Raw genomic sequence first — 22,969 nt, 5'->3', positions numbered from 1 at the left:
AACAAGTTTTGCCCTATTCTATTCAATATTAATTGTATAGAAATATATTGTTCGATGCCCATTATGGAATGTACATAATGGGGAAATCCCGATCCTTAAAGAGGATGCCCCTAATCTTCATGTGAAAATATGATCGGATGAAGAAAGCTGACCAATCTATGGTCAGCTTTCTTTTTTGTGTAAAAACAATTCTTCGGTAATTTCGGTTTGTAATATCAGTGTTTTTCCAAAGCGGCGTTTGCATTCATCTCTTACTTTTTGAATGGCAAGTGCATGAGAAGTGGCAGACACGGTGACAGTTGCTTGCCGAGATTTTCGGTTTTCTTCACAAAAGACACACTCCACAACATATTTAGAAATCATACTCTCATCCTTCCGCTTGAATTTCTAGGAATGAGTTGTCTTTGAAGTTGATATAATCTTTCGTTACAAATTCAGCATTTTCCTCTATTTTCAAGGAGAAGAATAGGGTGAGAGAGAATAGAACTAGCGTCAATGATAAAAGACCGCACATTAACTAAGAGTAATATGCGGTCTTTTATATATAGGGATTATTATTTATAGTATTACAAAGTTTTGCTAATTTTAGTTTCTGTATGAGTGTTATGAGTAGCTTTTTTCTTTATCTTGATGTAATAGTAGGTATAACAAAAGATGATAAATGGTACAGTGCAATAGATTCCTAGTCTTTGCTCTGGGATAAAAATAAGACTTATTAATATAATGCCATACAATCCGAAACCAAGAATTGGTACAAGAGGATAAAGTGGAGTTCTGAATTTTAAGTCTTCTAATTTTCCACCGTCGGCTAAATAATGTTTGCGAAAAAAGAATTGAGAAACACAAATTGACATCCAAACAATGATTGTAATTACTCCGGAAATTGAAATCAGCCATAAGTAAACAGTTTCAGCAGCAACAACACTTGTCAAAAGAGAAAAAGCAGAAATAGATATCGTCATGATTAAAGCGTATAGAGGTATACCGCGTGATGATAATTTCCTTAAAAAAGCGGGAGCCATATCATTTTTTGATAACGACCAAAGCATTCGAGTTGCAGCATATAACCCTGAGTTTGCTACAGAAAGAACAGCAGTAAGAATGACAAAGTTCATAATATCAGCCGCATATGGAATACCTATATTATCAAAAACAGCAACAAATGGGCTCTTTGTTAATCCTGCCTCTTCCCAAGGAATCAAAGCCACAAGGACAAAGATTGCTAAGACGAAGAAAAACATCGTGCGCCATATAATATTTCTAATAGAACGCGGTAAAGTTTTTTCTGGATTTTCACTTTCACCGGCTGCGATTCCTACAAGTTCTGTACCTTGAAAGGAATAATTAACTGTAACCATTGTTAGCAAGATGGCTGCAATTCCATTTGGAAATAAACCACCATGATTTATGAAGTTCGATAAAAGCGGAGCTGGTTCGTTTCCTTTTAAATCAATCAAACCAAACATAGCTGCGCCGCCAAGAATAATGAAAGCGATGATGGCAGATACTTTAATACTTGAAAACCAAAATTCTGTTTCTGCATAACTACGAGCGGATAATGCGTTAATGGTAAATATTGTAACGCCGAATATTAAACACCAAACCCATACGGGAATATCAGGAAACCAGCGTTGCATTGTAATCCCGGCAGTTGTAAATTCAAGGCCAGTAGTATTCGCCCAGCTTAGCCAATATAACCATCCAATGGTAAATCCAGTTGCGGGATTTATGTACTTGGTTGCATATTCCTGGAAGGAACCTGAAACTGGCATCGCTACAGCGAGCTCACCAAGACAAAGCATAACGAAGTACATTAATAATCCACCAGCAATAAAAGCGAGTACGGAACCTCCAGGACCAGCTTGTCTTATAATAAAACCAGATCCGTTAAATAACCCCGTTCCAATTACACCACCGAGTGCAATCATGAACAAATGTCTACTTTTCATTGTGCGCTTTAATTCATTATTTGTATTGCTTAATTGCGTCATTGTTTTCCTCACTTTCATAATTTGTAGGATGAGATTGATATTTTTCCGTATTGTGGAATGTATTCCGTGATACAGAATCTTGTTATAATTTTCAGATAATTAAAAAGAAAAGTCAATATTTTTTTGTTTGCGTTTTCAAAATTTTATTAGTTTATTTTTATTTTCGGAAAATTTAATAATTTAATTGATTTCATTTTGAATTTTTGTTAAATTGATAGTTAATTAAGGTTACGAACATATTACAAGTAAAGTTGAGGCGAGTTATGGTACAGTCCATTGATCGAGCGATAGGTATTATTAAGCTATTGAATTCTACAAATGAAAAAGAGTATTGGGCTATTTCTGATATAGCTGATAGAACGCATCTCCCAGTTAGTACAGTACATAGGTTACTTAACTCTCTAATGGAGCATGGATTAGTTACACAAATTTCAGAAACAAAACAGTACACGACTGGACCGATGTGGATGGAAATAGGGTTACGCCAATTAGAGAAGGTAGATTACAGATCCGTTGCAAGAGAAGTGATGAAACGTTTAGCTTCTGAAGTTGAAGAAAGTGTTTACTTGAATATTCCAAATGGAACACATTCCATTATTATTGAGAGAATTGATAGCCCTTTAAAAATTCGAGTTATCGATAACTTAGGGGAACAGATTCCTCTTTCGATTGGCGCCGCAAATAAAACGATGCTAGCCAATATGAAAACGAATGAAATGGAACACATTGTAGAACATTTACTTCTTTCTTTACCAGAACAAAAGCAATTTCTTTTTGATCAACTAGAGCAGATAAGAAATGAAGGATATGCTGTGAGTTATGGTGAAAAAACAGAAGGGACAGCTTCAATAGCTGCACCTATTATAGGATTTAATCATAAAGTAGTAGGGGCATTAAGTATTGGGTTAATTAGTCATCGCATTAATGATGATCGACTATCTTTTCTTATTAGTAAGGTAAAACAAGCAGCTAGTGAAATATCAATAAAAATCGGCAGAACATCAGAATAATAATTTTGATAGCCTGTCGTCATTTTTTATCCGTATATCGGAAATGAATTTCATAATGTGGAAAAATAGGGGGATTTATATGTCAAAGTGGCAATCAAAGGAACAATTGGTGCAATTATTAAGCAATCTTGTTGAAATTCCTAGTATTACTGGCTCGGAAGCTGAAGTTATATTTCCAGATTTTGTTGTGGAACAATTATCTGACTTACACTATTTCAAACAAAATCCACATCATTTGCAAAAAAATCCGACAGGGGATGGAAGATATTTTGTTACGGCCCTAGTAAAGAAAAATAATAGTACAAAAAATACAGTAATTCTTGTTAGTCACTTTGATGTTGTAGATGTACAAGATTATGGAGTATGGAAAGAAGATGCATTTAACCCCAAAAAATTAACATCTATGTTTTATTCTCATAAAGATGAACTACCAGATCACGTACGTGAAGATATAGAACAGGGAGACTGGCTATTTGGTAGAGGCACAATGGATATGAAATGCGGTCTAGCTTTGCAAATGGCGATGGTTGAGCAAGCTTGCGAAGGAAGGTTTGATGGAAATGTCCTTTTATTAGCTGTTCCAGATGAAGAAGTGAACTCTGTAGGGATGAGAGCTGCTGTTCCAAGATTATTAGATTTAGCAAAAGAACATAACTTAGAATATAAAACGGTCCTAAATTCAGAGCCCATGTTTACGCGTCATCCTGGTGATCAAAATAAGTATATTTACACTGGTTCCATTGGTAAGGTGTTACCTGGTTTTCTTTGCTATGGAAAAGAGACACATGTAGGCGAACCGTTTGCAGGATTAAATGCGAATTATATGGCTGCATTATTAACAGCTGAATTAGAGTTGAATACGGAACTTTGTGATATTGTAGAAGGTGAAGCGAGCCCTCCACCAACTAACTTGTTTCAAAGGGACTTAAAGGAGGATTATTCTGTACAAATTCCTCATCGTGCAGTCACGTTATTTAATTTGTTTTTACTAGAAAAAACGATGACAGATGTAATTTCATTGTTACATGAAAAGGTAACGAAAGTAGCAGAGAAAATCGAAGATTCGTATGAGAGGCAAGCATATCGTTTTTCTAAGTATAATCCGTTCATACCACCTAATCTCAAAGTAAATGTATTAACGTATGAAGAGCTTATCGCTTATGCAATTGAACAACATGGGCAAGAAACAATAGATGATATTCAATCTATTGTTATAAAAAATAGAGAAGATAAAGATGATCGTGCGGTAACAATTGATTTAGTTGATAAATTAGCTATCTTGTGTAAAGAAAAGGCACCGATGATTGTACTTTTCTTTGCTCCGCCGTACTATCCAGCTGTGAGCTCACGTCACAACCCCTTAATTAAAGAGGTAGTTGTGGAAATGGAAAAATATGCTCACTATAATCATAGAATTACATTTGAAAATCAAAATTATTTTGGAGGAATTTCAGATTTAAGCTATGTGGGCTTGCAGTACCCAGCTGATTCAATGAGTTCACTTGTAGACAATATGCCATTATGGAATAAAGGTTATTCGATTCCACTCCAGGAATTAGAAGAGTTTGATGTTCCGGTATTAAATATGGGGCCGGTAGGAAAAGATGCACATCAATGGACGGAACGTCTGGACGTAAAATACGCATTTGAAACGCTATTAGATATGTTACCTATATGTATTGAAAAATTACTCATTTCTAATAAAATCACACAGTCATAGTTAGGTATGTATAAGAGAGAAAGAAATTTAAATCGAAATTTTACTTAAAATGAAGAAAAGGATAGAAACTGTAACGTGATTCTACAGTTCCTATCCTTTTCTTGTAATGATTTGGTTCTATCCAAAGTCCTCACCGATCGGACTTTTACAGGCAGTTCATCTCGTACCTAATTGTTTTACTTTCGCTGAATGTTGAGGTGGGAGTGTTACTGTACGTAGAGTATAGTGTTGTTTAATGTAACCAGGATAAGAAAAGTGGCACAATGACTAAACTTGCGCCAGCTGTTAAAAGCATGGCTAAACTTGCAATTGTACCTTCAACTGGTCCGATTTCAAACGCTTTTGAAGTACCAGTTCCATTTGCGCTAGTACCTAACATAATACCTTTTGCGATGGCTGTTTTAATACGGCATATGCGAATAAGAGAAGGGCCTAAGAGTGCTCCTGTTAATGCTGTTAATACAACAAATACAGCTGTTAATTGAGACATGCCACCAATCATTTCTGAGATTGCCATTGCAATTGGTGTTGTTACGATGTGTGGCGCCAAGCTATGTTCTAGCGATGAATCAATTTGAAAGGCATTTGCTAGTAAAGCTGAAGTAGTAACAGATAAAAAGGAACCTACAATTACGTTAATTAAAATGGCACTGGCATGTTTTTTTAATAAATCAAAGTATTTGTAGATCGGCCAAGCAAAAGCTACCGTTGCTGGCTTTAATAGTTCAGTTAGCCAGTGACCACCAGAATCGTATGTTTCATAAGATGTATCTAGTCCAAGTAATAAGGTGATTAAAACAATTGGACAAACGAGAAGAGGGGAAAGTACACTCCAATTCCAGCGTTGATATAGTTTCTTAGAAATCCAATATGTTAATAGTGTTAATAGTAAACAAAAAAAGCCAATCATTGCGCTGATCCTTTCCGCTTTAATAGCAGTTCTGTTAAAATCCCAGTTACTAGTGTTACGCAAAGAGTACTAATCATGATAATTAAAATGAGATCGATACCATATTGTGATAATGTATCTTTGTAGCGGATAACAGCGACGGCAGAAGGAATAAAAAATAAAATAAGTTCTTTTAATAAAAAGTCTGCTCCATCTTGAATCCATTCTTTCTTCACCAAGTTAAATTTTAATGAAATTAACAATAAAAAAATCCCGATAATACTTCCTGGAACTGGGAGGTGTGCCTGTTTTGCGATCCATTCACCTGTCCAAGCGAAACAGAATAATAGTAAGATTTGACCGCTTAATTTCCACCATTTCATACAGTAACACCTCTTTCTCTTTTTTTCATAAAAATTGTAAAAAGAATTAACAATTTCTACTATACGTCCTTTCGAAACATTTGTCTAATATATAAATTATATGTTATTAATTTATTATACATATTAATCGAAAAGGGGATCTGAAATGGAATTACGGCATTTGCAATATTTTGTTGTGGTGGCAGAAGAGCTACATTTTGGACGAGCAGCTGCTCGTTTACAAATGACACAACCACCACTTAGTCAACAAATTCAGCAATTAGAAAAAGAAATGGGAGTTATGTTATTTTCAAGAACGAAGCGGAAAGTTGAGCTGACAGAAGCAGGAGAAATGTTCTTAAAAGAAGTAAAAAAAGCATTTGATCAAATTGAGAAGGCAGTAGAAGTTGCGCAGAGCGCACAAAGGGGAGAAGTTGGTTCGCTTTCAATTGGGTTTGTAGGGGCAGCTATATACGATATTTTACCGTCTATTGTTAGGGAATATCGAAAGAAGTTTCCGAGAGTATCTGTTGCATTACATGAATTATCAACACCAGATCAAGTTCATGCGCTTCATGATAATCGAATTGATGTAGGATTCTTACGTCCGCCGATTAATACGCAATTGCTAGAATTAGAACCAATTCAAAAGCTTTCGTGTACACTATGTTTACCAAAAGCGCATCCACTAGCAGAAAAAGAAGAAATTCATATTGAAGATTTGCAAGATGAGCCATTTGTGTTTATAACTAGACCGGTTTGGCCTGCGTTATACGATACAATTTTATCATTATGTAGGAACGCGGGATTCAGTCCGCATATTGTACAGGAGGCAACAGAGTATCAAACTGTTATGGGGCTTGTAGCAGCGGGAATTGGAATAACAGTGATTCCAGTTTCTGCTAATAAATTATATAAAACAGAAGTTGTATATAAAGCTATATATGATTCTAATTTTGTAGCAGAGATGTCAGTTGCATATCGGAAAACAAATAGTAATCCTGAGCTGTTAGAGTTTTTAAAAATTGCAAGAGAGAAGAAGCGAATAGAAGTGGAAAATGATAAGTAAAATGACAAAAAAGAGGAGATGCTATTGTGATGCATCTCCTCTTTTTATTTCAATACTGACTAAGTAGACATGTTCATTTTCTCGGAGCAATCGTTGGCGTGATTCTTCATCTTCTATAGAGAGTGCGGATATATGGTTTTTATTTGTTTTTATCCAAGCAGCAAGAACTGTTCTTTTGTTATATTTTATGTTTTGAGTATTGCTAATTTCTTCAAATGCAGATCCATTAATATTAGGTAATCCATCTTCAGAAGCAGTCATTGAACCACCATCAATACCTATGAACCATTGCCAAGTTTCGTTATTCGTATGTTGAAATATTTGCTGACCAACGGCTAATTTTATTTTTTCATCTTTAAAGTCCGAAGAAGAAAGCCTAGCTATATCTTTTATTTTTTCACCATTTTGGTAATATTCAATAGTTGTAAATATTTCAGCTTGTTCATGAGGAATGGTAACTTCATAAAAGGAAACATGTTCTTGTTGTAAGGGTAATAATTGTAAAAGAGCAGTTTCCTTTTCTGATAATTGATATGGTTTTACAGTTGTGGATGAGTCTATCTTTTGTTGGACACCACAACTACTAAGAAAAGTAATCGATAAAATGATGCTGAGAAGTAATACTTTTTTCATTTGATTCCCCCCATATTAATATATTTGTTTTTTATAGGAATTTTCCTGTTTCAATATAACCGTAGACATAAAGTCATTTTCCTACGACTTAAGACCTAGTAAAGATTCCGATTGTAGTTCGATGTTAAAAAAGTCATATTTTTATACACTAGTAGTATAGAATGTCGGACGTTATAAAATAAGGTAGGGGAATCAATTATGTCTTTATTTCGGTTAGCAAGGAAAAATATACACAACTATGCTGCCCAAAGATTAAATCAATTTATATGGATTGCAATGAGTACAATGTTATGTTTCTTCATTATATCTGTTCGATCTAATGAAGCAGTAATAGAAAAGATGCAACATACACCGTTTCTGTTAGCTCCGCTATATTATGGGGGGATACTGTTGTTTTTCGTATGCACTGCTGTTACATACCAGATGACAAAAAGATTCTTGAAAAACAGGAAACAAGAATTACTATTGTATGAAACTATTGGTATGAAAAAAAGAAAAATTTTCTGTTTGTTCTGTCAGGAGCAGCTGTTGATTTGTGGGGGAGCAGTTCTTTTTGGTTTCATTCATGGGATGTTATTTTTAAAGTTATTTACAGTGATTTTTATAAAGTTAACAGGAGTTCATGGAATAAATAGCGTACCTATTACGTTATACGCATTATCGGTAACAACGATGCTAGTTAGTATAATAATTTTATTATCAATATGGCAATGTTATAAGTTTATTAAGAAATTTCAATGTGAACAATTATATAAAATCGAGAAAAAGGCATGAGGTATCATGTCTTTTTCTTCGTTTTACAGCAGAAAATAATCATGATACAGTGTAAGGAACTGAAAAAAGTGTTGGTGAGAAAGGTTGTATAGAATGGTAAATGAACAATCGATAGTGAGAGTAGAACAATTAACAAAGCGAATTGGCTCAAAGACATTAGTAGAAAATATAAGCTTTGAAGTGAAAAAAGGTGAAGTTGTTGGTTTATTAGGACCAAATGGTGCTGGGAAAACAACATTAATGCGAATGATGGTTGGTATGATTAGCATGACTGAAGGGGAAGTATGGATAGATGGTCAATCTGTAAAAAAAGAGTTTGAAAGTACAGCAGCCAAAATTGGTGCTGTAATTGAAAATCCAGAATTCTACCCTTTTTTAAGTGGTTATGAAAACTTAACATATTTTGGACGTATGAATGGTAATGTTACAGAAGAACGCATTGACGAAGTAGTCCAACTATTAGGTATGGGACAGGTTATTGATCGCAAAGTAAAGGCATATTCACTTGGTATGAGACAACGATTAGGAATTGCGCAAGCACTCGTACATAATCCAGATGTACTCATTTTAGATGAGCCAACAAATGGACTGGATCCAAATGGGATTCATGAAATGCGGATGTATATAAAGAAAATTGCTCATGAGCAAGGGAAAGCGGTTCTTGTATCTAGTCACTTACTATCTGAAGTTGAATTAATGTGTGACCGAGTTATTATTATTCAGCACGGAGAATATGTAGCAACGCAAAATATTCAGCGAGATGAAAGCCTTGAGATGGAGACGATACATATACGTGTTAATGATGTGAAACAAGCAGCTGAACTTTTAAAATATGATGTCACGATTCAAGAGAATGAATTAATTATGACTGTGAAAAATGAAGAAATTCCAAATGTGATTCATACATTAACAGAACAAGGCATTCGTATTTATCGTGTATATGAAGAAAGAAAGACATTGGAAGAGAAGTTTTTAGAATTAACAGGGGGAAAAGATATTGTTTAATTTAGTTTATAATGAGTTGTATAAAATCTTTAAGCGGAAGCGAACCATTATTCCGTTTGCCATTATTACAATTCTAGTTATCGGTTTAGGATGGGTGTCAGTTAAATATTTTCCATCTTCATCGGGAGATTGGAAAGTAGAATATAAAGAAAGAACGGCAGAAATTGAAAAAAAACTTGGGAGTACAAAACAAGATATTATCAATCAAAAATCGGGAGATGAACTTGTTAAAGAGTATCAGTTGAAAATGAAGCATTTAGATACAAATACTCCACCAGCAGGCGATTCACCTCTAACTTTTATGAGAGATACAGGTTTAATTGTGTTTCCAATTTTATTACCATTTATTCTCGTATATGCAAGTACAATTTTTGCGAACGAGTACAATTGGGGGACTTATAAATTTTTAATGATTCGTCCGGCAAATCGATTTAAAATTTTAACAGCAAAATATATTGCAATTGTTATTTTCTCTGCATTATTGTTTATATTTAATATGGTTTTCTCACTTTTATGTGGGTTTATTATTTATAAATTTCAACAGCCTGCATGGGTAGAATTTATCGTACAAAATGGTAATATCGTTCAGCAAAATATATTTGTTGATGTGAGTAAATATTATATATTAGAATGGTTGCCAACTCTTGTGTACGCAGCATTTGCTTTTATGATTTCTGTTTTAACGAGATCAAGCGGAGGAGCAATTGGTATTTCCTTATTCGTGGCGTTATCTGGGGGAATTATTTTAATACCAGCGTCTAGGTACGAATGGATGAAATTTTTATTACCAGCTAATACAGATTTATATGGAATCTTAAATAGTGGTAGTTTCATTCAAGGTGTAACATTCACATTTGCTTCTTGTATGCTTCTGGTGTATTTACTTGTATTTTTAGGTATTTCCTATACTGTATTTTTAAAACGCGATTTAACTTAATGATAAGATGAAAAAGCCGTCAAGAAGAATGATCTTAACGGCTTTTCTTTATTTTAATTTGTTAATAGCTTCCTCAGCTAACAAAGCAAAATATTGTGCGCTAATAGGCAATGCCTCTTCGTTTAAGGTAAAGGAAGGGTGGTGCCATTCTTGCGTACCATTTGTCCCCATAAAGACGAACGAACCAGGTATTTCTTGTTGATAAAACGAAAAATCTTCTCCTGCCATAGAAGGTTTTGGTGAAATAATGTGAAGGCCCATTGCTTGAGCGATATGAGTAGATAATTCTGTAAGTGTTACATCATTATAAACAGCAGGAGGACCTGGATACCAATGAAGTTTAGCTTGGACACCAAGTGCATCAGCGACTCCTTTAATAACACGCTCCATCAATTCTGGGATTTTTGTACGTGTTTCTGCCTGAAATGTACGAACAGTTCCTTCTAAAGTTGCTTTTTCAGGAATAACGTTCCATGTATTTCCTGAATGGATATTCGTTACACTTATGACAGCGTTATGAAAAGAACTAATATTTCGACTTACAATCGTTTGTAGTGCCATAACAATTTGAGAAGAAGCAACAATCGGATCAACACCAGCGTCAGGAACAGCTGCATGTGTTCCAATCCCTTTAATTTCGATTTCAAAACGGTCGACTCCGGCCATTAGTGAACCGTCTTTAATACCGATTGTCCCAACTGGTAAATCAGGCTTATTGTGCATACCAAAGATCGCTTGGACATTTTGTAGATGGCCAGCTTCTATTACTTTGCATGCTCCGTCCCCGCTTTCTTCAGCAGCTTGGAATATGAATCTAACAGTTCCGTTTAACATAGCTTCTTTTTCTTTTAATAAGTAGGCAGCACCGAGAATAGCTGCTGTGTGAAAATCATGACCACATGCATGCATTTTACCGGGATTTTTAGAAGCATAAGATAAATTCGTTTCTTCGTGTATAGGAAGAGCGTCAATATCGGCACGAAGCGCAACAGTGGGTCCATTTTTGTTACCAGAAATCTCAGCAATTACGCCAGTTTTTAAATCAGAACCAATAATTGTGATGTTAGCTTCGTTTAACCAGTTACGTATCGTTTTTGTTGTTTCGAATTCTTCGTAAGATAGTTCTGGATATTGGTGTAAGTGACGACGGATGGAGATTAGTTTTTCTATGAATTGATTTGTGATGGATGTCATCTATTTTTCCTTCTTTCTCAAGATAAACTTTAATTTCTATTTTAAGTATATGAAAATAAAAAATATATTTATTAGTAATTATATAGGAATTTAGTACTTTTTAATGAATCTGTAAGAAAAAATATCTTCTGAATAAACTTTACAAATTTTCGTATTTTATAGAAAGGATAAATTAGATCAAGCAGCTAAAGAAACAGACCGTGCTTTAGAAATTGCGAATCGAGCTAAAAAATAATAGGGAATACTAAAAAAAGAGGTTTCTCATATGAGAAGCCTCTTTTCCTTTATGCAGCAACTTTCTTGTGTGTATGATGTTTTCGATAACGTCCGTGCATTGTATATGAAATTTGTGGAATTGCAATTCCAATCAAAATAAGCGCCACGCCAAGCCATTGAGAAGAAAGTACGGCTTCTTTTAAAACAAATACAGACATAATTGTTGTAACAGGCAGTTCAGCTGCACCGAGAATAGTGGCTAAGCCGGAACCAATTTTTGGAATTCCGATTGTAAAGGCGATGGATGGAATAACGATACTAAACGTTCCTAGTCCTAAACCATATTTCCAAAGTCCTTGTGAAATCGCCCCATTAAAAATAAATGTTGGTGGGAATACAATCATTACTAAAGTTAAAGCGCCAGCCATTAAAAGAACGCCTCGTGGTAATGATGGTACTTCAACAGCAACTTTACCACTGACAAAAATGTAGGTTGCAAATGTAACAGCAGATAGTAAACCTAATATGATTCCAGTTGTATCAAAATCGCCTGCTGATTTTTCTAATAATCCGCTCGATAAGAATGTACCAGCAAGTAAAAAGATAACAGAAATGACTTTTTCTCTTGATGGTAATGTTTTTGTTGCTACCGCTTCAATGATAATACCAACCCAAACGAATTGGAATAAGAGTATAATGGCAATAGATGCCGGTACAGTTTTCAGTGAAGCATAATAAAAGATACCAGTAAAACTAGCTGATGTTCCAGCGACAAATAAAATAAGCATTTGTTTAAGTGGAACACGATGTCTAGAAAATAGGAGTGTAATTCCAAGTAAAATAAACCAACCGAACAAATATTGACTACCAATTACTTCTCCAAGTGAAAAACCTTCTGCGTATGCAAGCTTAACAAAGATAGCTAAAATTCCATAGCTACATGCTCCTAATAAAACTAAAAGAGAATAACGAAGCATGAAAATTCCTCCCATCCTATATATTAAATTGTTCCAAAACGGACATATATAACTAGATGGAAGTATACAAAATTAAAAATGAAGGGTCAAATGAAAGAAAAGTGTGACATTTTATAGAATAATAATAAAAGTATGATATTTATGCATAATCTTGAAATTTATAATAATAGAAGCATTGTCAGATAAGGAGCGAGTTGTATAAAGTTATCATTTTAAAAAAATATTTTTTTACAGGAAATGTATAGTATAGAGAGGTGTTGTATACAAATAATTTGTTGTTTGGCAGAAGCTTTGATATGTTAATGAATAACAGAATATATTTATAATAGAAGAAAAATGAAAACGCTTCAGGAGAAATATAGGAATCCATTTTGATTTTTCGACATATAAGCCGCAGCTATGGATAACAAAAGGTGGCTGCTTCTATGCATGGTGGGATGCTCTCTCTCACCTGAAAAGAAGGGTTTTATTTCGGTTTTTTAATTTGTATTTGGATAGCAGTGTGCAGCTATTTTTTCTTATTAAAATGTTGTAAATAGTGAATTCATGAATTGTACATAGTATTTTCTTTCATTTTTGCTACAATATTGTAGAAGAGAGGAGTGAAACGATGCAAGATATTAATATTTTTTTAGCATTTGGTGCGGGATTCTTATCATTTATTTCCCCTTGTTGCTTACCGCTTTATCCAGCGTTTTTATCTTACATAACGGGAATGTCGGTTTCTGAGTTAAAAGAAGAAAATGCAATGCTTCGTAAAAGAAGTATGATACATACGGCGTTTTTCTTACTTGGATTTTCAATTGTCTTCATCGCAATTGGTTTTGGTACAAGTTTTATTGGATCATTTTTCCAAGATTATAAAGACTTAATTAGACAGTTAGGCGCAATATTTATCATTGTATTCGGACTTGTAATTGTGGGGGTATTTAAGCCCAAGTTTTTAATGCAAGATCGAAAATTTACGTTTAAAAATCGTCCTAGTGGCTACATTGGATCTGTTTTAATTGGTTTGGCATTTGCTGCTGGCTGGACACCTTGTACAGGGCCGATTTTAGTAGCTGTAATTGGACTTGCTACTACGAATCCAGAATCAGCAATGCTATATATGATTGCTTACATACTTGGATTTGCAATACCGTTTTTTATACTTTCATTTTTTATTACGAAAATGTCTTGGATTAAAAGGCGTAGTGGGACGTTTGTAAAAGTAGGCGGATATATCATGATTATTATGGGTATTTTCTTATACTTTAATTGGATGACGAAAATTATTGCGTATTTCTCAAGCTTATTTGGTGGTTTCACCGGTTTTTAGTATTATTCCGTGAAAATGTTGGAAATACTAACAGAAAAGCATATAATGAAACTATATTTTCATATTGCCCAAAAAAGGATGAGAAAGTATGAACTTAGTTCTTTTATCAAGTATTATTGCTGTTTGTATGGCTGTAGGTGCGATGTTTATTCGTTTAAAAGCAGCAAAGAAACCTGCAACATTGAAAAAAATCATTCTCCCGCCGTTTTTTATGAGTACGGGAGCACTGATGTACATTTTTCCGGAATTTCGCCTAACACCAGCAGAAATGCTAGAAGCAATTGGTGTCGGTTTGTTTTTCTCAATTTTTCTGATTAAAACATCTAAATTTGAAGTGCGTGGACAAGATATTTATTTAAAACGCTCCAAAGCATTTGTGTTTATTTTAATTGGTTTACTCGTTGTACGTATTGTGTTTAAAACATATTTGAGTCAATCACTTGATTTAGGACAGCTAAGTGGTATGTTCTTCTTACTTGCTTTTGCAATGATTATATCTTGGAGAATCGCAATGTATCGCTCATTTACGAAATTGCAAAAGGAAATGGAAAAAGAAGATGGATTTTATAATGAGAAAGATATGAAGTTAACGTAAAAAACCTCAAGACTCCTTGAGGTTTTTTATTTGGCTAGCAGTGATTGATAACGAGAATAGTCAATTTGCTTTTCCTGTAATTTTTTAATAAGAAATTTATGATCTCGTTTAGGAGTTGCTACAATATATCCCTTAATAATTAAATCTTCAGTTATCTTTGGGGCTTTTTCTTTTAACGCCAGCTCTCCGATTTTACCAGCAATTTTAGATCTTGCGACATCGCGGAAAAGTTCAGGGACTGGACTTACAAGTTCCTCTAATAATTGTTTTTGCTTGTCATCCCATAAATGCCGTGTTTGATCAATATAGTGTTGTTCCCAATCTAAAATAGACATGCCGTCTTCTTTTGGTAGACGTTTCAAGAATTTTCGGAACATAAAATATCCACCAATAGACATAAGGCCTAGTAAAATAACCGTCCAAGTCACAATAAACCAACTAAACCATCCTTCGAGCAAGTATATACCCCCTTTGCGATAGCAGTTTTCCTTTTACTAGTATTATAAGCAGTGGGGTTGATAGAAAGCAAGAACGCTTGGTCATTTTGACCAAGCGTTATGAATTAAACGAAGTATAGTTGTTCGACACGTAATATATCATTATCATCTTCTAAATATTCAATGATAAGTGTACCAACTTTACGATCTTTATCTTCAGTTGTGAAAATCGAGTAAGAAGTAAAACGTTTTGTTGATAGGCCGCTAATATGTGTAGGAAGAGAAATGTAGTCGTTATTGCGGAAGAACTCCATGAGTTCAACATCTTCAAATTGTTTTCGATCTACTGCTTGATTTGTGTAGCGACGTTGTAGCTGTTTTAAAGATTCGTTCCAAGAAATTACTTTTGTATCGTATACCATTTGTTCTATCTCCTTACTATATGTAATTATTAAGAACATATGTTCTATTATAGTATACCCTGCTTTTAATGAAAGGGAAAGCAAAAAATAATGTAAGCTTGGAAATCCAAGCTTACATAAAAGGCGTCCATAATCGTCTCTATTTTTTATTATAAGCTAGATAGAAATAGGAAACAAGGTAGGAAGTATTTTGTTGATAGTTTATAAAATTCCGTTTATTGTAAAAAAGAGGTTTATTTTAGTGAAAAAGGATAGGAGAAATGACGTATATAATTTCACTTCAAGGACCAATGGCAAGTGGGAAAACAACGTTAGCAAGGAGATTAGAGCAAAGAGATTTTCAGGTGATATATGAAAATCCTTATGAAATTGTAGAAAAAAGAAAAAGATTAAATTTGGATATTTACACAAAAGAGGGATTTATTACAAATCAAAAAATGTTTATTGAAGCAAAAATAAATGAATTTCAGAATGCAAGAGGGAGAATTGTAATATTTGATCGTGGTCCAGAAGATATTGAATTTTATACGTTACATTTTCCAAAATTGATAGGAATGGATTGGGATATTGAAAACGAACTAAAAAAAGAATTGTATAGATTAAGAAAGTGTCGTTCGGATGCAATTTTTTATTTAGAAGTTTCTAAAAGGATATTGCAGGAGAGGAAGGAGAATGATAAAACGAGAAGACGCAGCACGTTTGAAGAGCAGTTAGAATTGGTAGAAGTGGAAAGACAATGGTATAAACAATTTCCATTTACATATGTGAATACTGATGAAGCGACAGTAGGGGAAACAGAGGTGTATTTCATGAAATGGTTACATGAGAAGAAAATGCTCTTAAACAAGAGTTTTAATATAAAATAAAAGGTCATATTAAACCGACGATTCTAATAGTATTCTAGTAAATCAATGCAAGGAGATGGATAATCATTATGGTTAAGGTATTAGAAAACGTACATGATGCCTCTATATTACTCCTAGTATTATGTTCATTTTTTTATTATAGACATCTGAAAAAAGTGAAACGAGAGAGAAAGCTTTCTGCTTTTGAATTTACTATGTATATCTTAACTCAACTGGCATATTTCCTTTGGGCAGGGAGTAGTCTTCTTAAGATTTTGTCAGAATCATAGCATGTATTATTATTTGAATTTATATATAGGATTTCATAAAATATTTCTTTGCTCTTTATATAGGAGAGGATGAATAGGCTTGTTGTATCAATGCAAATAAGTTCGCAGTTGTTTTTTCACGAAGTGCTCCGTGTTTTCCATGAGTATATTGATATTGTGCATCAAACCACTTTTCATTTGGATACCGCCAAATAGGATAAGGTTTTAGTTCTTCCGGTTCTCCGTATGACCATCAAGCTATTTCTTTCTAATGTCCTCAGAATGAAAAATTTATATAATTTTAATATTTTGGGTGCTTGTATGTAACCTTCATGTGATTTATAAATTCATGTTAAGAAACCACATGTATTTTTATAGTGTGGAAGAGGTATCAAGACTATTGAGTTATAATACTAAAAAAGTCGAGCTCCTATTGGAAATCGACTTTAAAGATTTTCTGCAAGAAAAAACATGTTTAGCTTAAGAACTAAGACTTTATCCTGCATTAACGGGCAGTAAGACCCCACCTCAAGATTCAGAGAGAAACGAGGAAGATAGGTGGGGATTAACTGCCCGTAAAAGCCCGATTGGTGAGGGCTAATAATCAGTGGGGGATGAAGAAAACTCCCACTGATTAAAGTTTCACTTTATTGCATCTATAATTAAGGATGGAAAAACAAGCTTATCCCCTTGATTTCGTGGATCATATTTCTTTGAACGAAAAATAACCCCATCAGCTCCGTCCCATTCATTATAATGAAAATGCCCCTCTTCATCACAATATTCAAGTAATTTCACTTCGAATCCAACAGTTTCAAACATTTTCCTTAAAGTTTCATAATTATGAACTATTTTATGACTAGCAGCAGGATGGTCTTTAGGCCCAGGCCCCCCAACTTGTACACCCTCTTGGTATTCTTCATCTGGGAAAAATGCATCAGGAACGGCACATCGAATATAACCACCATGCTTTAAAAATTCATAACATACTTTCGCCGCTTCTATGCCTTCTTCATATGATAAATGTTCCCATACATGCTCCGCTAAAATTACCGTTAAAGAATTAGGATTAAACCTTTTTATCCAATCTTCTCTTTTTAATAGATTCAATTCTTCTTCATTTGTATGTAACCAGCCAGGATTATTATTATATTCTCCTGCACCAATTACCAGCTTAATTCCGTTTTGTTTTATAGCCAACAGTTCCACCTCGTATAGTTTTGTTTATTGTTATATTTGTAATTCGTAATTTTCTTCTTAGGTATCGCCATATCAACATCAATCTAAGATAAATTTAAAGAATTTGTTATAAAATAGATTCAAATTCATTTTGTACACCTATAAACAGCAAGTGTTTTTGGATCACGCCATATTCCGCCATGAAGAGATAATTCATTTTCTATTTCAATGGTCAGCCATTCTTTCATTTCTGAATGAAGGTAAACGTCATCAGGTATGTTTAAAGATGGAAACATACTAGAGATATAGTTAACAATAGGCGTAGCATAATGAAATAGGAGTGCATTATGGATAACCGTTTCCTCCACATTTTCAAAAATAGATCGTAATAATTGTTTTCCGTTTTCTAAACAAAATGAAGAAGCTGATAGTGATTTTTCGGGTAAATCGAATGCGACTAACATTTTGTTACACATCTCATCCATACGAGGTAACGAGATTTTGGAATTTGTTGTGGCTAGGAACCTGCCTCCAGGAAAAATTACTTTATGAAATCCTTGAATTGTTTTTTCAACATCCGCCATGTGATACAGCATATGTCTTGCGATAATCCAATCATAAGAATCAGTTGGAAAAGGAAGTTTGGTAGCGTCTCCAAGTTTCCATTCAATATTTACATGTTGCTGCGCTCCATTCATAGCAGCTTCTCGCAGCATAGTTGTAGATTGATCTAGACCAGTGAGATGTCCCTTATGACCGTTTTTTTGTAGCAGTGCAAGGAATTTTCCGTTAGCGCATCCAACTTCTAATATCTTTTCTGTTCCTTGTAATTGTAGATGACCTATTACGACTTCATCTAAGTCTACTCGTTGTTCCTCATGTTTTTTATGAGTATCGATCCGTGTTTGCAGATGGTTACTAACAGCGTATTGTCTTTTTACATCATTCATCTTTTCTGATTCCACCTTTACACAAAATTGCTGAATAGCATGTGTTAAAACATCTGTTTTATTTAGACCTTCATAATGAAGTGCTGCTTCAAATCTTTCTAGTAACCTTTCGTCAATTCGAAAGTGAATATCTTTTCTCTTAACCAATTTTTGGTCCCCCTTACAGCTGTTAGTGAGACTATAGCATGTTTAAAAATTTTCTGTAAATAGATTGTGTACACAACGGCAACAGATTATTTAAAAAATTCACTTAAATAATTAGCGTAAAGCATTGACGATTTAATCATTTTCATATATTCTTAAATTAAGTAATATTCAAATAATTCACAAGAAATGAGAGAGTCACATGCTTCTTCAAGGAACACATCGAATTGGTCGTATGGCCATGTTGTTGGCGCTTGCGGACGAGAATGAAAGTCCTGTATTATCCATATCAAAAGGTTGGAAATATTGTACTGGAAAAGTTGGTTCTATGAATTCGCAAAAGGTTGTCGCAGCAATGGAAACAGCGGCTAAGAGCAACCAAGTTATTGAAACAGACGTTTACAGAGAAACGCATGCACTGTATCATGCAATCATGGAAGCGTTGTACGGAGTGACGAGAGGACAAATTCAGTTAGCAGACGTTCTTCGTACAGTAGGTCTTCGGTTTGCAATCGTGCGCGGTACACCATACGACGGAAAAAAAGAAGGCGAATGGGTTGCTGTTGCACTTTATGGAACGATAGGTGCGCCTGTAAAAGGATCTGAGCATGAGGCGATTGGTTTAGGAATTAATCACATATGATTTGCCCATAGTCTATTAGTTAGAAGGGGGCCTTGCTTTTTAGGACAGAAGTCTGTCTTGAAAAGGTAAGGTCCCCTTTTGCTCTTTTTAAGGAGGAAAAATGATGATTACGTTAACAGGACATTCATTAACAGTAGAAGAGATGAAACGATTGTTGTTTGAAGGAGAAGGGGTAACTGCTTGTCCAAATAGCATGCAAAAAGTGGCTGAGTGCCGTGAAGTTGTAGAAAAAATTGTAGAAGATGGAAAAGTTGTTTATGGTATTACAACTGGGTTTGGAAAGTTTAGTGATGTACTCATTCAGAAAGAGGATGTAAAGGCACTTCAACATAACTTAATTCAATCACATGCATGTGGAATTGGTGATCCATTCCCTGAAGAAGTATCGCGAGGAATGTTGATTTTACGCGCTAATACGATGTTAAAAGGTGTATCTGGTGTTCGTCCACTTGTTGTAAATAGGTTGTTAGAGTTTGTAAATCGTAAAATTCATCCGGTTATCCCGCAGCAAGGTTCATTAGGTGCGAGCGGTGATTTAGCCCCATTATCTCATCTTGCTCTTGTTCTATTAGGAGAAGGGGAAGTGTTCTATAAGGGGAAACGCGTTCATGCAATGGTAGCTCTGACAGAAGAAGGGTTAGAGCCAATTGAATTAGAGGCGAAAGAAGGGCTTGCATTAATCAATGGTACGCAAGCGATGACAGCGCAAGGAATCCTTTCTTATATAGAAGCTGAAGCGATTGCTTATCAATCAGAATTAATTGCTTCCATGACAATTGAAGGATTGCGCGGCATTATCGATGCATTTGATGAAAATGTGCATAAAGCACGCGGCTATAAAGAACAAGTGGAAGTTGCTAAGCGCATTCGCGATGTACTTCATGACAGTAAGCTTATCACAAAGCAAGGAGAATTGCGTGTACAAGATGCATACTCACTTCGTTGCATTCCGCAGGTGCACGGTGCTTCTTGGCAAGTTTTAAATTATGTAAAAGAAAAATTAGAAATTGAAATGAATGCAGCAACAGATAACCCACTTATTTTTGATGGGGGAGAAAAAGTAATTTCTGGTGGGAACTTCCACGGTCAACCAATTGCATTTGCAATGGACTTCTTAAAGGTTGGAATGGCGGAACTTGCGAATATTTCTGAGCGCCGTATTGAGCGTCTTGTGAACCCGCAGTTAAATGATTTACCACCATTTTTAAGTCCAGAGCCAGGACTACAATCTGGTGCAATGATTATGCAATACGCAGCAGCTTCACTTGTTTCAGAAAATAAAACGCTAGCTCATCCAGCGAGTGTTGACTCAATTCCATCATCAGCTAACCAAGAAGATCATGTAAGTATGGGAACAATCGCTTCACGTCATGCCCATCAAATTATTCAAAACGTAAGACGCGTTCTTGCAATTGAAATGATTTGTGCAATGCAAGCGGCGGAATACCGTGGTACCCAAGAGATGAGTACAGCGACGAAAGCCTTTTATCACCAAGGACGTCAGCAAGTACCGTCAATTACAAATGACCGTATTTTCTCAACGGATATTGAAAATATTGCACATTGGTTAAAAACAAGTCGCTTTACGAAGGAACGAATGGATGTAAATGCAGCATTATAAAGTGGACTTTCCATCAGTGGGGTATCTCTTATTGATGGTCAGCCTTTGCCAATTGTGTTCTTACTGCCCGCAAATAGCGGAATAAAAGGGAAAAGGGAGAGATTAAAATGGAAAACGTAAAACAAACAATTCGTGCGCCAAGAGGAACAGAATTACAAACAAAAGGCTGGGTTCAAGAAGCGGCACTTCGCATGCTAATGAATAATTTAGACCCAGAAGTAGCTGAGAAACCAGAAGAATTAGTTGTATATGGCGGCATTGGTCGTGCAGCTCGTAACTGGGATAGCTATCATGCAATTGTTGATTCGTTAAAAACATTAGAGAGTGATGAAACATTGCTTGTTCAATCTGGTAAACCAGTTGCCATTTTTAAATCACATGAAGATGCACCGCGCGTACTTCTAGCAAATTCAAACTTAGTACCAAAGTGGGCAAATTGGGATCACTTCCGTGAACTTGAGAAAAAGGGTCTTATGATGTATGGGCAAATGACAGCTGGTAGCTGGATTTATATTGGTACACAAGGGATTTTACAAGGAACATACGAAACGTTTGGAGAAGCGGCACGCCAACATTTTGATGGTTCATTAAAAGGGACACTAACACTTACAGCTGGTTTAGGTGGTATGGGTGGTGCACAACCTCTTGCTGTTACGATGAACGGTGGGGTAGTCATTGCGATTGATGTAGATAAACGCAGTATCGATCGCCGTATTGAAAAAAGGTATTGTGATATGTACACGGAATCTTTAGAAGAGGCGCTATCTGTTGCGAAAGAATATAAAGAGAAAAAAGAGCCAATTTCAATTGGATTATTAGGAAATGCTGCACAAATTTTACCAGAGCTTGTGAAGCGTGATATTACACCAGACTTAGTGACAGATCAAACGTCTGCGCATGATCCGTTAAATGGATATGTTCCAGTAGGCTATTCATTAGAAGAAGCGGCAAAACTTCGTGAAGAAGACCCAGAACGCTATGTACAATTATCAAAAGAAAGCATGAAAAAACATGTAGAAGCAATGCTTGCAATGCAGCAAAAAGGTGCAATTACATTTGATTATGGTAATAATATTCGCCAAGTTGCTTTCGATGAAGGATTAAAAAATGCATTTGATTTCCCAGGATTCGTTCCAGCGTTTATCCGTCCATTATTCTGTGAAGGCAAAGGACCATTCCGCTGGGTAGCACTTTCTGGTGACCCAGAAGATATTTATAAAACAGACGAAGTAATTTTACGCGAGTTTGCGGATAACGAGCATTTATGTAACTGGATTCGTATGGCGCGTCAGCAAGTTGAGTTCCAAGGTCTTCCATCACGTATTTGTTGGCTTGGTTACGGAGAACGTGCAAAATTCGGGCGTATTATCAATGAAATGGTTGCAAGCGGTGAATTATCAGCACCAATCGTTATCGGCCGTGACCATTTAGATTGTGGATCTGTAGCTTCACCGAACCGTGAAACAGAATCGATGAAAGATGGTAGTGATGCAGTGGCAGATTGGCCGATTTTAAATGCATTAATTAACAGTGTTAACGGCGCAAGCTGGGTATCTGTTCACCACGGTGGTGGAGTTGGCATGGGATATTCACTTCACGCTGGAATGGTTATTGTTGCAGACGGAACGGAAGCAGCAGGAAAACGTATTGAACGTGTATTAACTTCTGATCCTGGAATGGGCGTTGTTCGTCACGTTGATGCAGGGTATGACTTAGCTGTTGAAACAGCGAAAGAAAAAGGCGTTAACATTCCAATGATGAAATAAGGA

Annotated in this window: 24 protein-coding genes; 13 read left to right on the top strand and 11 right to left on the bottom strand. The window is 35.3% G+C overall.

From position 1 onward, the window contains the following. Positions 1-162: 162 nt before the first annotated feature. Positions 163-363 carry a DUF3903 domain-containing protein gene (locus AAIE21_RS00900; RefSeq protein WP_343265059.1) on the bottom strand — a complete coding sequence of 67 codons (201 nt, stop codon included), beginning with the start codon at positions 361-363 and terminating at the stop codon, positions 163-165. Between the two features lie 203 nt (positions 364-566). After that, entirely contained in the window at positions 567-1,991 is a 1,425-nt protein-coding gene (locus AAIE21_RS00895) for an amino acid permease (protein WP_343265058.1), read from the bottom strand. A gap of 263 nt (positions 1,992-2,254) precedes the next feature. On the opposite strand from AAIE21_RS00895, the gene AAIE21_RS00890 reads away from it, so the two are divergent. Further along, a complete protein-coding gene (locus tag AAIE21_RS00890; protein WP_343265057.1) occupies positions 2,255-3,001 on the top strand; it encodes an IclR family transcriptional regulator in 747 nt (248 codons plus the stop codon). 79 nt (positions 3,002-3,080) lie between these two features. Continuing rightward, entirely contained in the window at positions 3,081-4,721 is a 1,641-nt protein-coding gene (locus AAIE21_RS00885; RefSeq protein ID WP_343265056.1) for a M20/M25/M40 family metallo-hydrolase, read from the top strand. 232 nt (positions 4,722-4,953) lie between these two features. Here the strand turns inward: AAIE21_RS00885 and AAIE21_RS00880 are convergent, their stop codons facing one another. Further along, a complete protein-coding gene (locus AAIE21_RS00880) occupies positions 4,954-5,631 on the bottom strand; it encodes an LrgB family protein (protein ID WP_343265055.1) in 678 nt (225 codons plus the stop codon). After that, entirely contained in the window at positions 5,628-5,993 is a 366-nt protein-coding gene (locus AAIE21_RS00875; RefSeq protein ID WP_343265054.1) for a CidA/LrgA family holin-like protein, read from the bottom strand. The genes AAIE21_RS00880 and AAIE21_RS00875 overlap by 4 nt, the downstream gene beginning before the upstream one ends. A 145-nt stretch (positions 5,994-6,138) precedes the next feature. On the opposite strand from AAIE21_RS00875, the gene alsR reads away from it, so the two are divergent. Continuing rightward, positions 6,139-7,041 (top strand): acetoin biosynthesis transcriptional regulator AlsR, encoded by a 903-nt coding sequence (alsR, locus tag AAIE21_RS00870; protein ID WP_343265053.1) that lies wholly within the window; start codon positions 6,139-6,141, stop codon positions 7,039-7,041. Between the two features lie 21 nt (positions 7,042-7,062). Here alsR and AAIE21_RS00865 read toward each other — a convergent pair whose 3' ends face one another. Next, the gene (locus AAIE21_RS00865; RefSeq protein WP_343265052.1) at positions 7,063-7,674 is read right to left on the bottom strand and encodes a hypothetical protein; all 612 of its coding nucleotides are present in this window, start codon (positions 7,672-7,674) and stop codon (positions 7,063-7,065) included. A 198-nt stretch (positions 7,675-7,872) separates the two neighbouring features. Between AAIE21_RS00865 and AAIE21_RS00860 the strand changes: the two genes are divergently transcribed. The 3 genes from AAIE21_RS00860 (at position 7,873) to AAIE21_RS00850 (ending at position 10,390) form a co-directional block, all read left to right on the top strand. Beyond that, entirely contained in the window at positions 7,873-8,448 is a 576-nt protein-coding gene (locus tag AAIE21_RS00860; RefSeq protein ID WP_343265051.1) for an ABC transporter permease, read from the top strand. Positions 8,449-8,541: 93 nt separating this feature from the next. Then, complete coding sequence (locus AAIE21_RS00855) at positions 8,542-9,453, top strand: ABC transporter ATP-binding protein (RefSeq protein WP_343265050.1); 912 nt, start codon at positions 8,542-8,544, stop codon at positions 9,451-9,453. Continuing rightward, positions 9,446-10,390, top strand: coding sequence for an ABC transporter permease (locus AAIE21_RS00850; protein ID WP_343265049.1), 945 nt, complete (start codon positions 9,446-9,448; stop codon positions 10,388-10,390). Before AAIE21_RS00855 ends, AAIE21_RS00850 begins: the two co-directional genes overlap by 8 nt. Before the next feature lie 48 nt (positions 10,391-10,438). Here the strand turns inward: AAIE21_RS00850 and AAIE21_RS00845 are convergent, their stop codons facing one another. Next, positions 10,439-11,584 carry a M20 peptidase aminoacylase family protein gene (locus AAIE21_RS00845; protein WP_343265048.1) on the bottom strand — a complete coding sequence of 382 codons (1,146 nt, stop codon included), beginning with the start codon at positions 11,582-11,584 and terminating at the stop codon, positions 10,439-10,441. A gap of 284 nt (positions 11,585-11,868) precedes the next feature. Beyond that, positions 11,869-12,777, bottom strand: coding sequence for an EamA family transporter (locus AAIE21_RS00840; protein WP_343265047.1), 909 nt, complete (start codon positions 12,775-12,777; stop codon positions 11,869-11,871). 610 nt (positions 12,778-13,387) lie between these two features. Between AAIE21_RS00840 and AAIE21_RS00835 the strand changes: the two genes are divergently transcribed. Then, positions 13,388-14,095, top strand: coding sequence for a cytochrome c biogenesis CcdA family protein (locus AAIE21_RS00835; protein WP_343265046.1), 708 nt, complete (start codon positions 13,388-13,390; stop codon positions 14,093-14,095). An 88-nt stretch (positions 14,096-14,183) separates the two neighbouring features. Further along, positions 14,184-14,690, top strand: coding sequence for a CcdC family protein (locus AAIE21_RS00830; protein WP_174103178.1), 507 nt, complete (start codon positions 14,184-14,186; stop codon positions 14,688-14,690). Between the two features lie 26 nt (positions 14,691-14,716). Here AAIE21_RS00830 and AAIE21_RS00825 read toward each other — a convergent pair whose 3' ends face one another. Further along, positions 14,717-15,148, bottom strand: a complete 432-nt coding sequence (locus AAIE21_RS00825) for a DUF2621 domain-containing protein (RefSeq protein ID WP_343265045.1) — start codon at positions 15,146-15,148, stop codon at positions 14,717-14,719. 104 nt (positions 15,149-15,252) lie between these two features. Next, a complete protein-coding gene (locus AAIE21_RS00820; protein ID WP_343265044.1) occupies positions 15,253-15,549 on the bottom strand; it encodes a hypothetical protein in 297 nt (98 codons plus the stop codon). A gap of 260 nt (positions 15,550-15,809) precedes the next feature. On the opposite strand from AAIE21_RS00820, the gene AAIE21_RS00815 reads away from it, so the two are divergent. Both AAIE21_RS00815 and AAIE21_RS00810 read left to right on the top strand, forming a co-directional pair. After that, positions 15,810-16,415 carry an AAA family ATPase gene (locus tag AAIE21_RS00815; RefSeq protein ID WP_343265043.1) on the top strand — a complete coding sequence of 202 codons (606 nt, stop codon included), beginning with the start codon at positions 15,810-15,812 and terminating at the stop codon, positions 16,413-16,415. A 68-nt stretch (positions 16,416-16,483) separates the two neighbouring features. After that, positions 16,484-16,684, top strand: coding sequence for a hypothetical protein (locus AAIE21_RS00810; protein ID WP_481858644.1), 201 nt, complete (start codon positions 16,484-16,486; stop codon positions 16,682-16,684). 621 nt (positions 16,685-17,305) lie between these two features. Here AAIE21_RS00810 and AAIE21_RS00805 read toward each other — a convergent pair. Beyond that, a complete protein-coding gene (locus tag AAIE21_RS00805) occupies positions 17,306-17,863 on the bottom strand; it encodes a class I SAM-dependent methyltransferase (protein ID WP_343265042.1) in 558 nt (185 codons plus the stop codon). 125 nt (positions 17,864-17,988) lie between these two features. Further along, positions 17,989-18,939: a class I SAM-dependent methyltransferase gene (locus tag AAIE21_RS00800; protein ID WP_343265041.1), complete on the bottom strand. Its 951-nt coding sequence runs from the start codon at positions 18,937-18,939 to the stop codon at positions 17,989-17,991. A gap of 199 nt (positions 18,940-19,138) precedes the next feature. On the opposite strand from AAIE21_RS00800, the gene hutP reads away from it, so the two are divergent. The 3 genes from hutP (at position 19,139) to hutU (ending at position 22,966) form a co-directional block, all read left to right on the top strand. Continuing rightward, positions 19,139-19,579 (top strand): hut operon transcriptional regulator HutP, encoded by a 441-nt coding sequence (gene hutP / locus AAIE21_RS00795; RefSeq protein WP_343265040.1) that lies wholly within the window; start codon positions 19,139-19,141, stop codon positions 19,577-19,579. A gap of 103 nt (positions 19,580-19,682) precedes the next feature. Further along, positions 19,683-21,200, top strand: a complete 1,518-nt coding sequence (hutH, locus tag AAIE21_RS00790) for a histidine ammonia-lyase (protein WP_343265039.1) — start codon at positions 19,683-19,685, stop codon at positions 21,198-21,200. A 107-nt stretch (positions 21,201-21,307) separates the two neighbouring features. Next, on the top strand, positions 21,308-22,966 hold the full coding sequence (gene hutU, locus AAIE21_RS00785) for a urocanate hydratase (RefSeq protein ID WP_343265038.1): 1,659 nt from the start codon (positions 21,308-21,310) through the stop codon (positions 22,964-22,966). Positions 22,967-22,969 lie beyond the last annotated feature (3 nt).

The sequence above is a fragment of the Paenibacillus sp. 102 genome (assembly GCF_039549175.1).
Classification (GTDB): domain Bacteria; phylum Bacillota; class Bacilli; order Bacillales; family Bacillaceae_G; genus Bacillus_A.
Note: the sequence above shows the minus strand (reverse complement) of the source record. Positions and strands in the feature narration are given on the sequence as shown.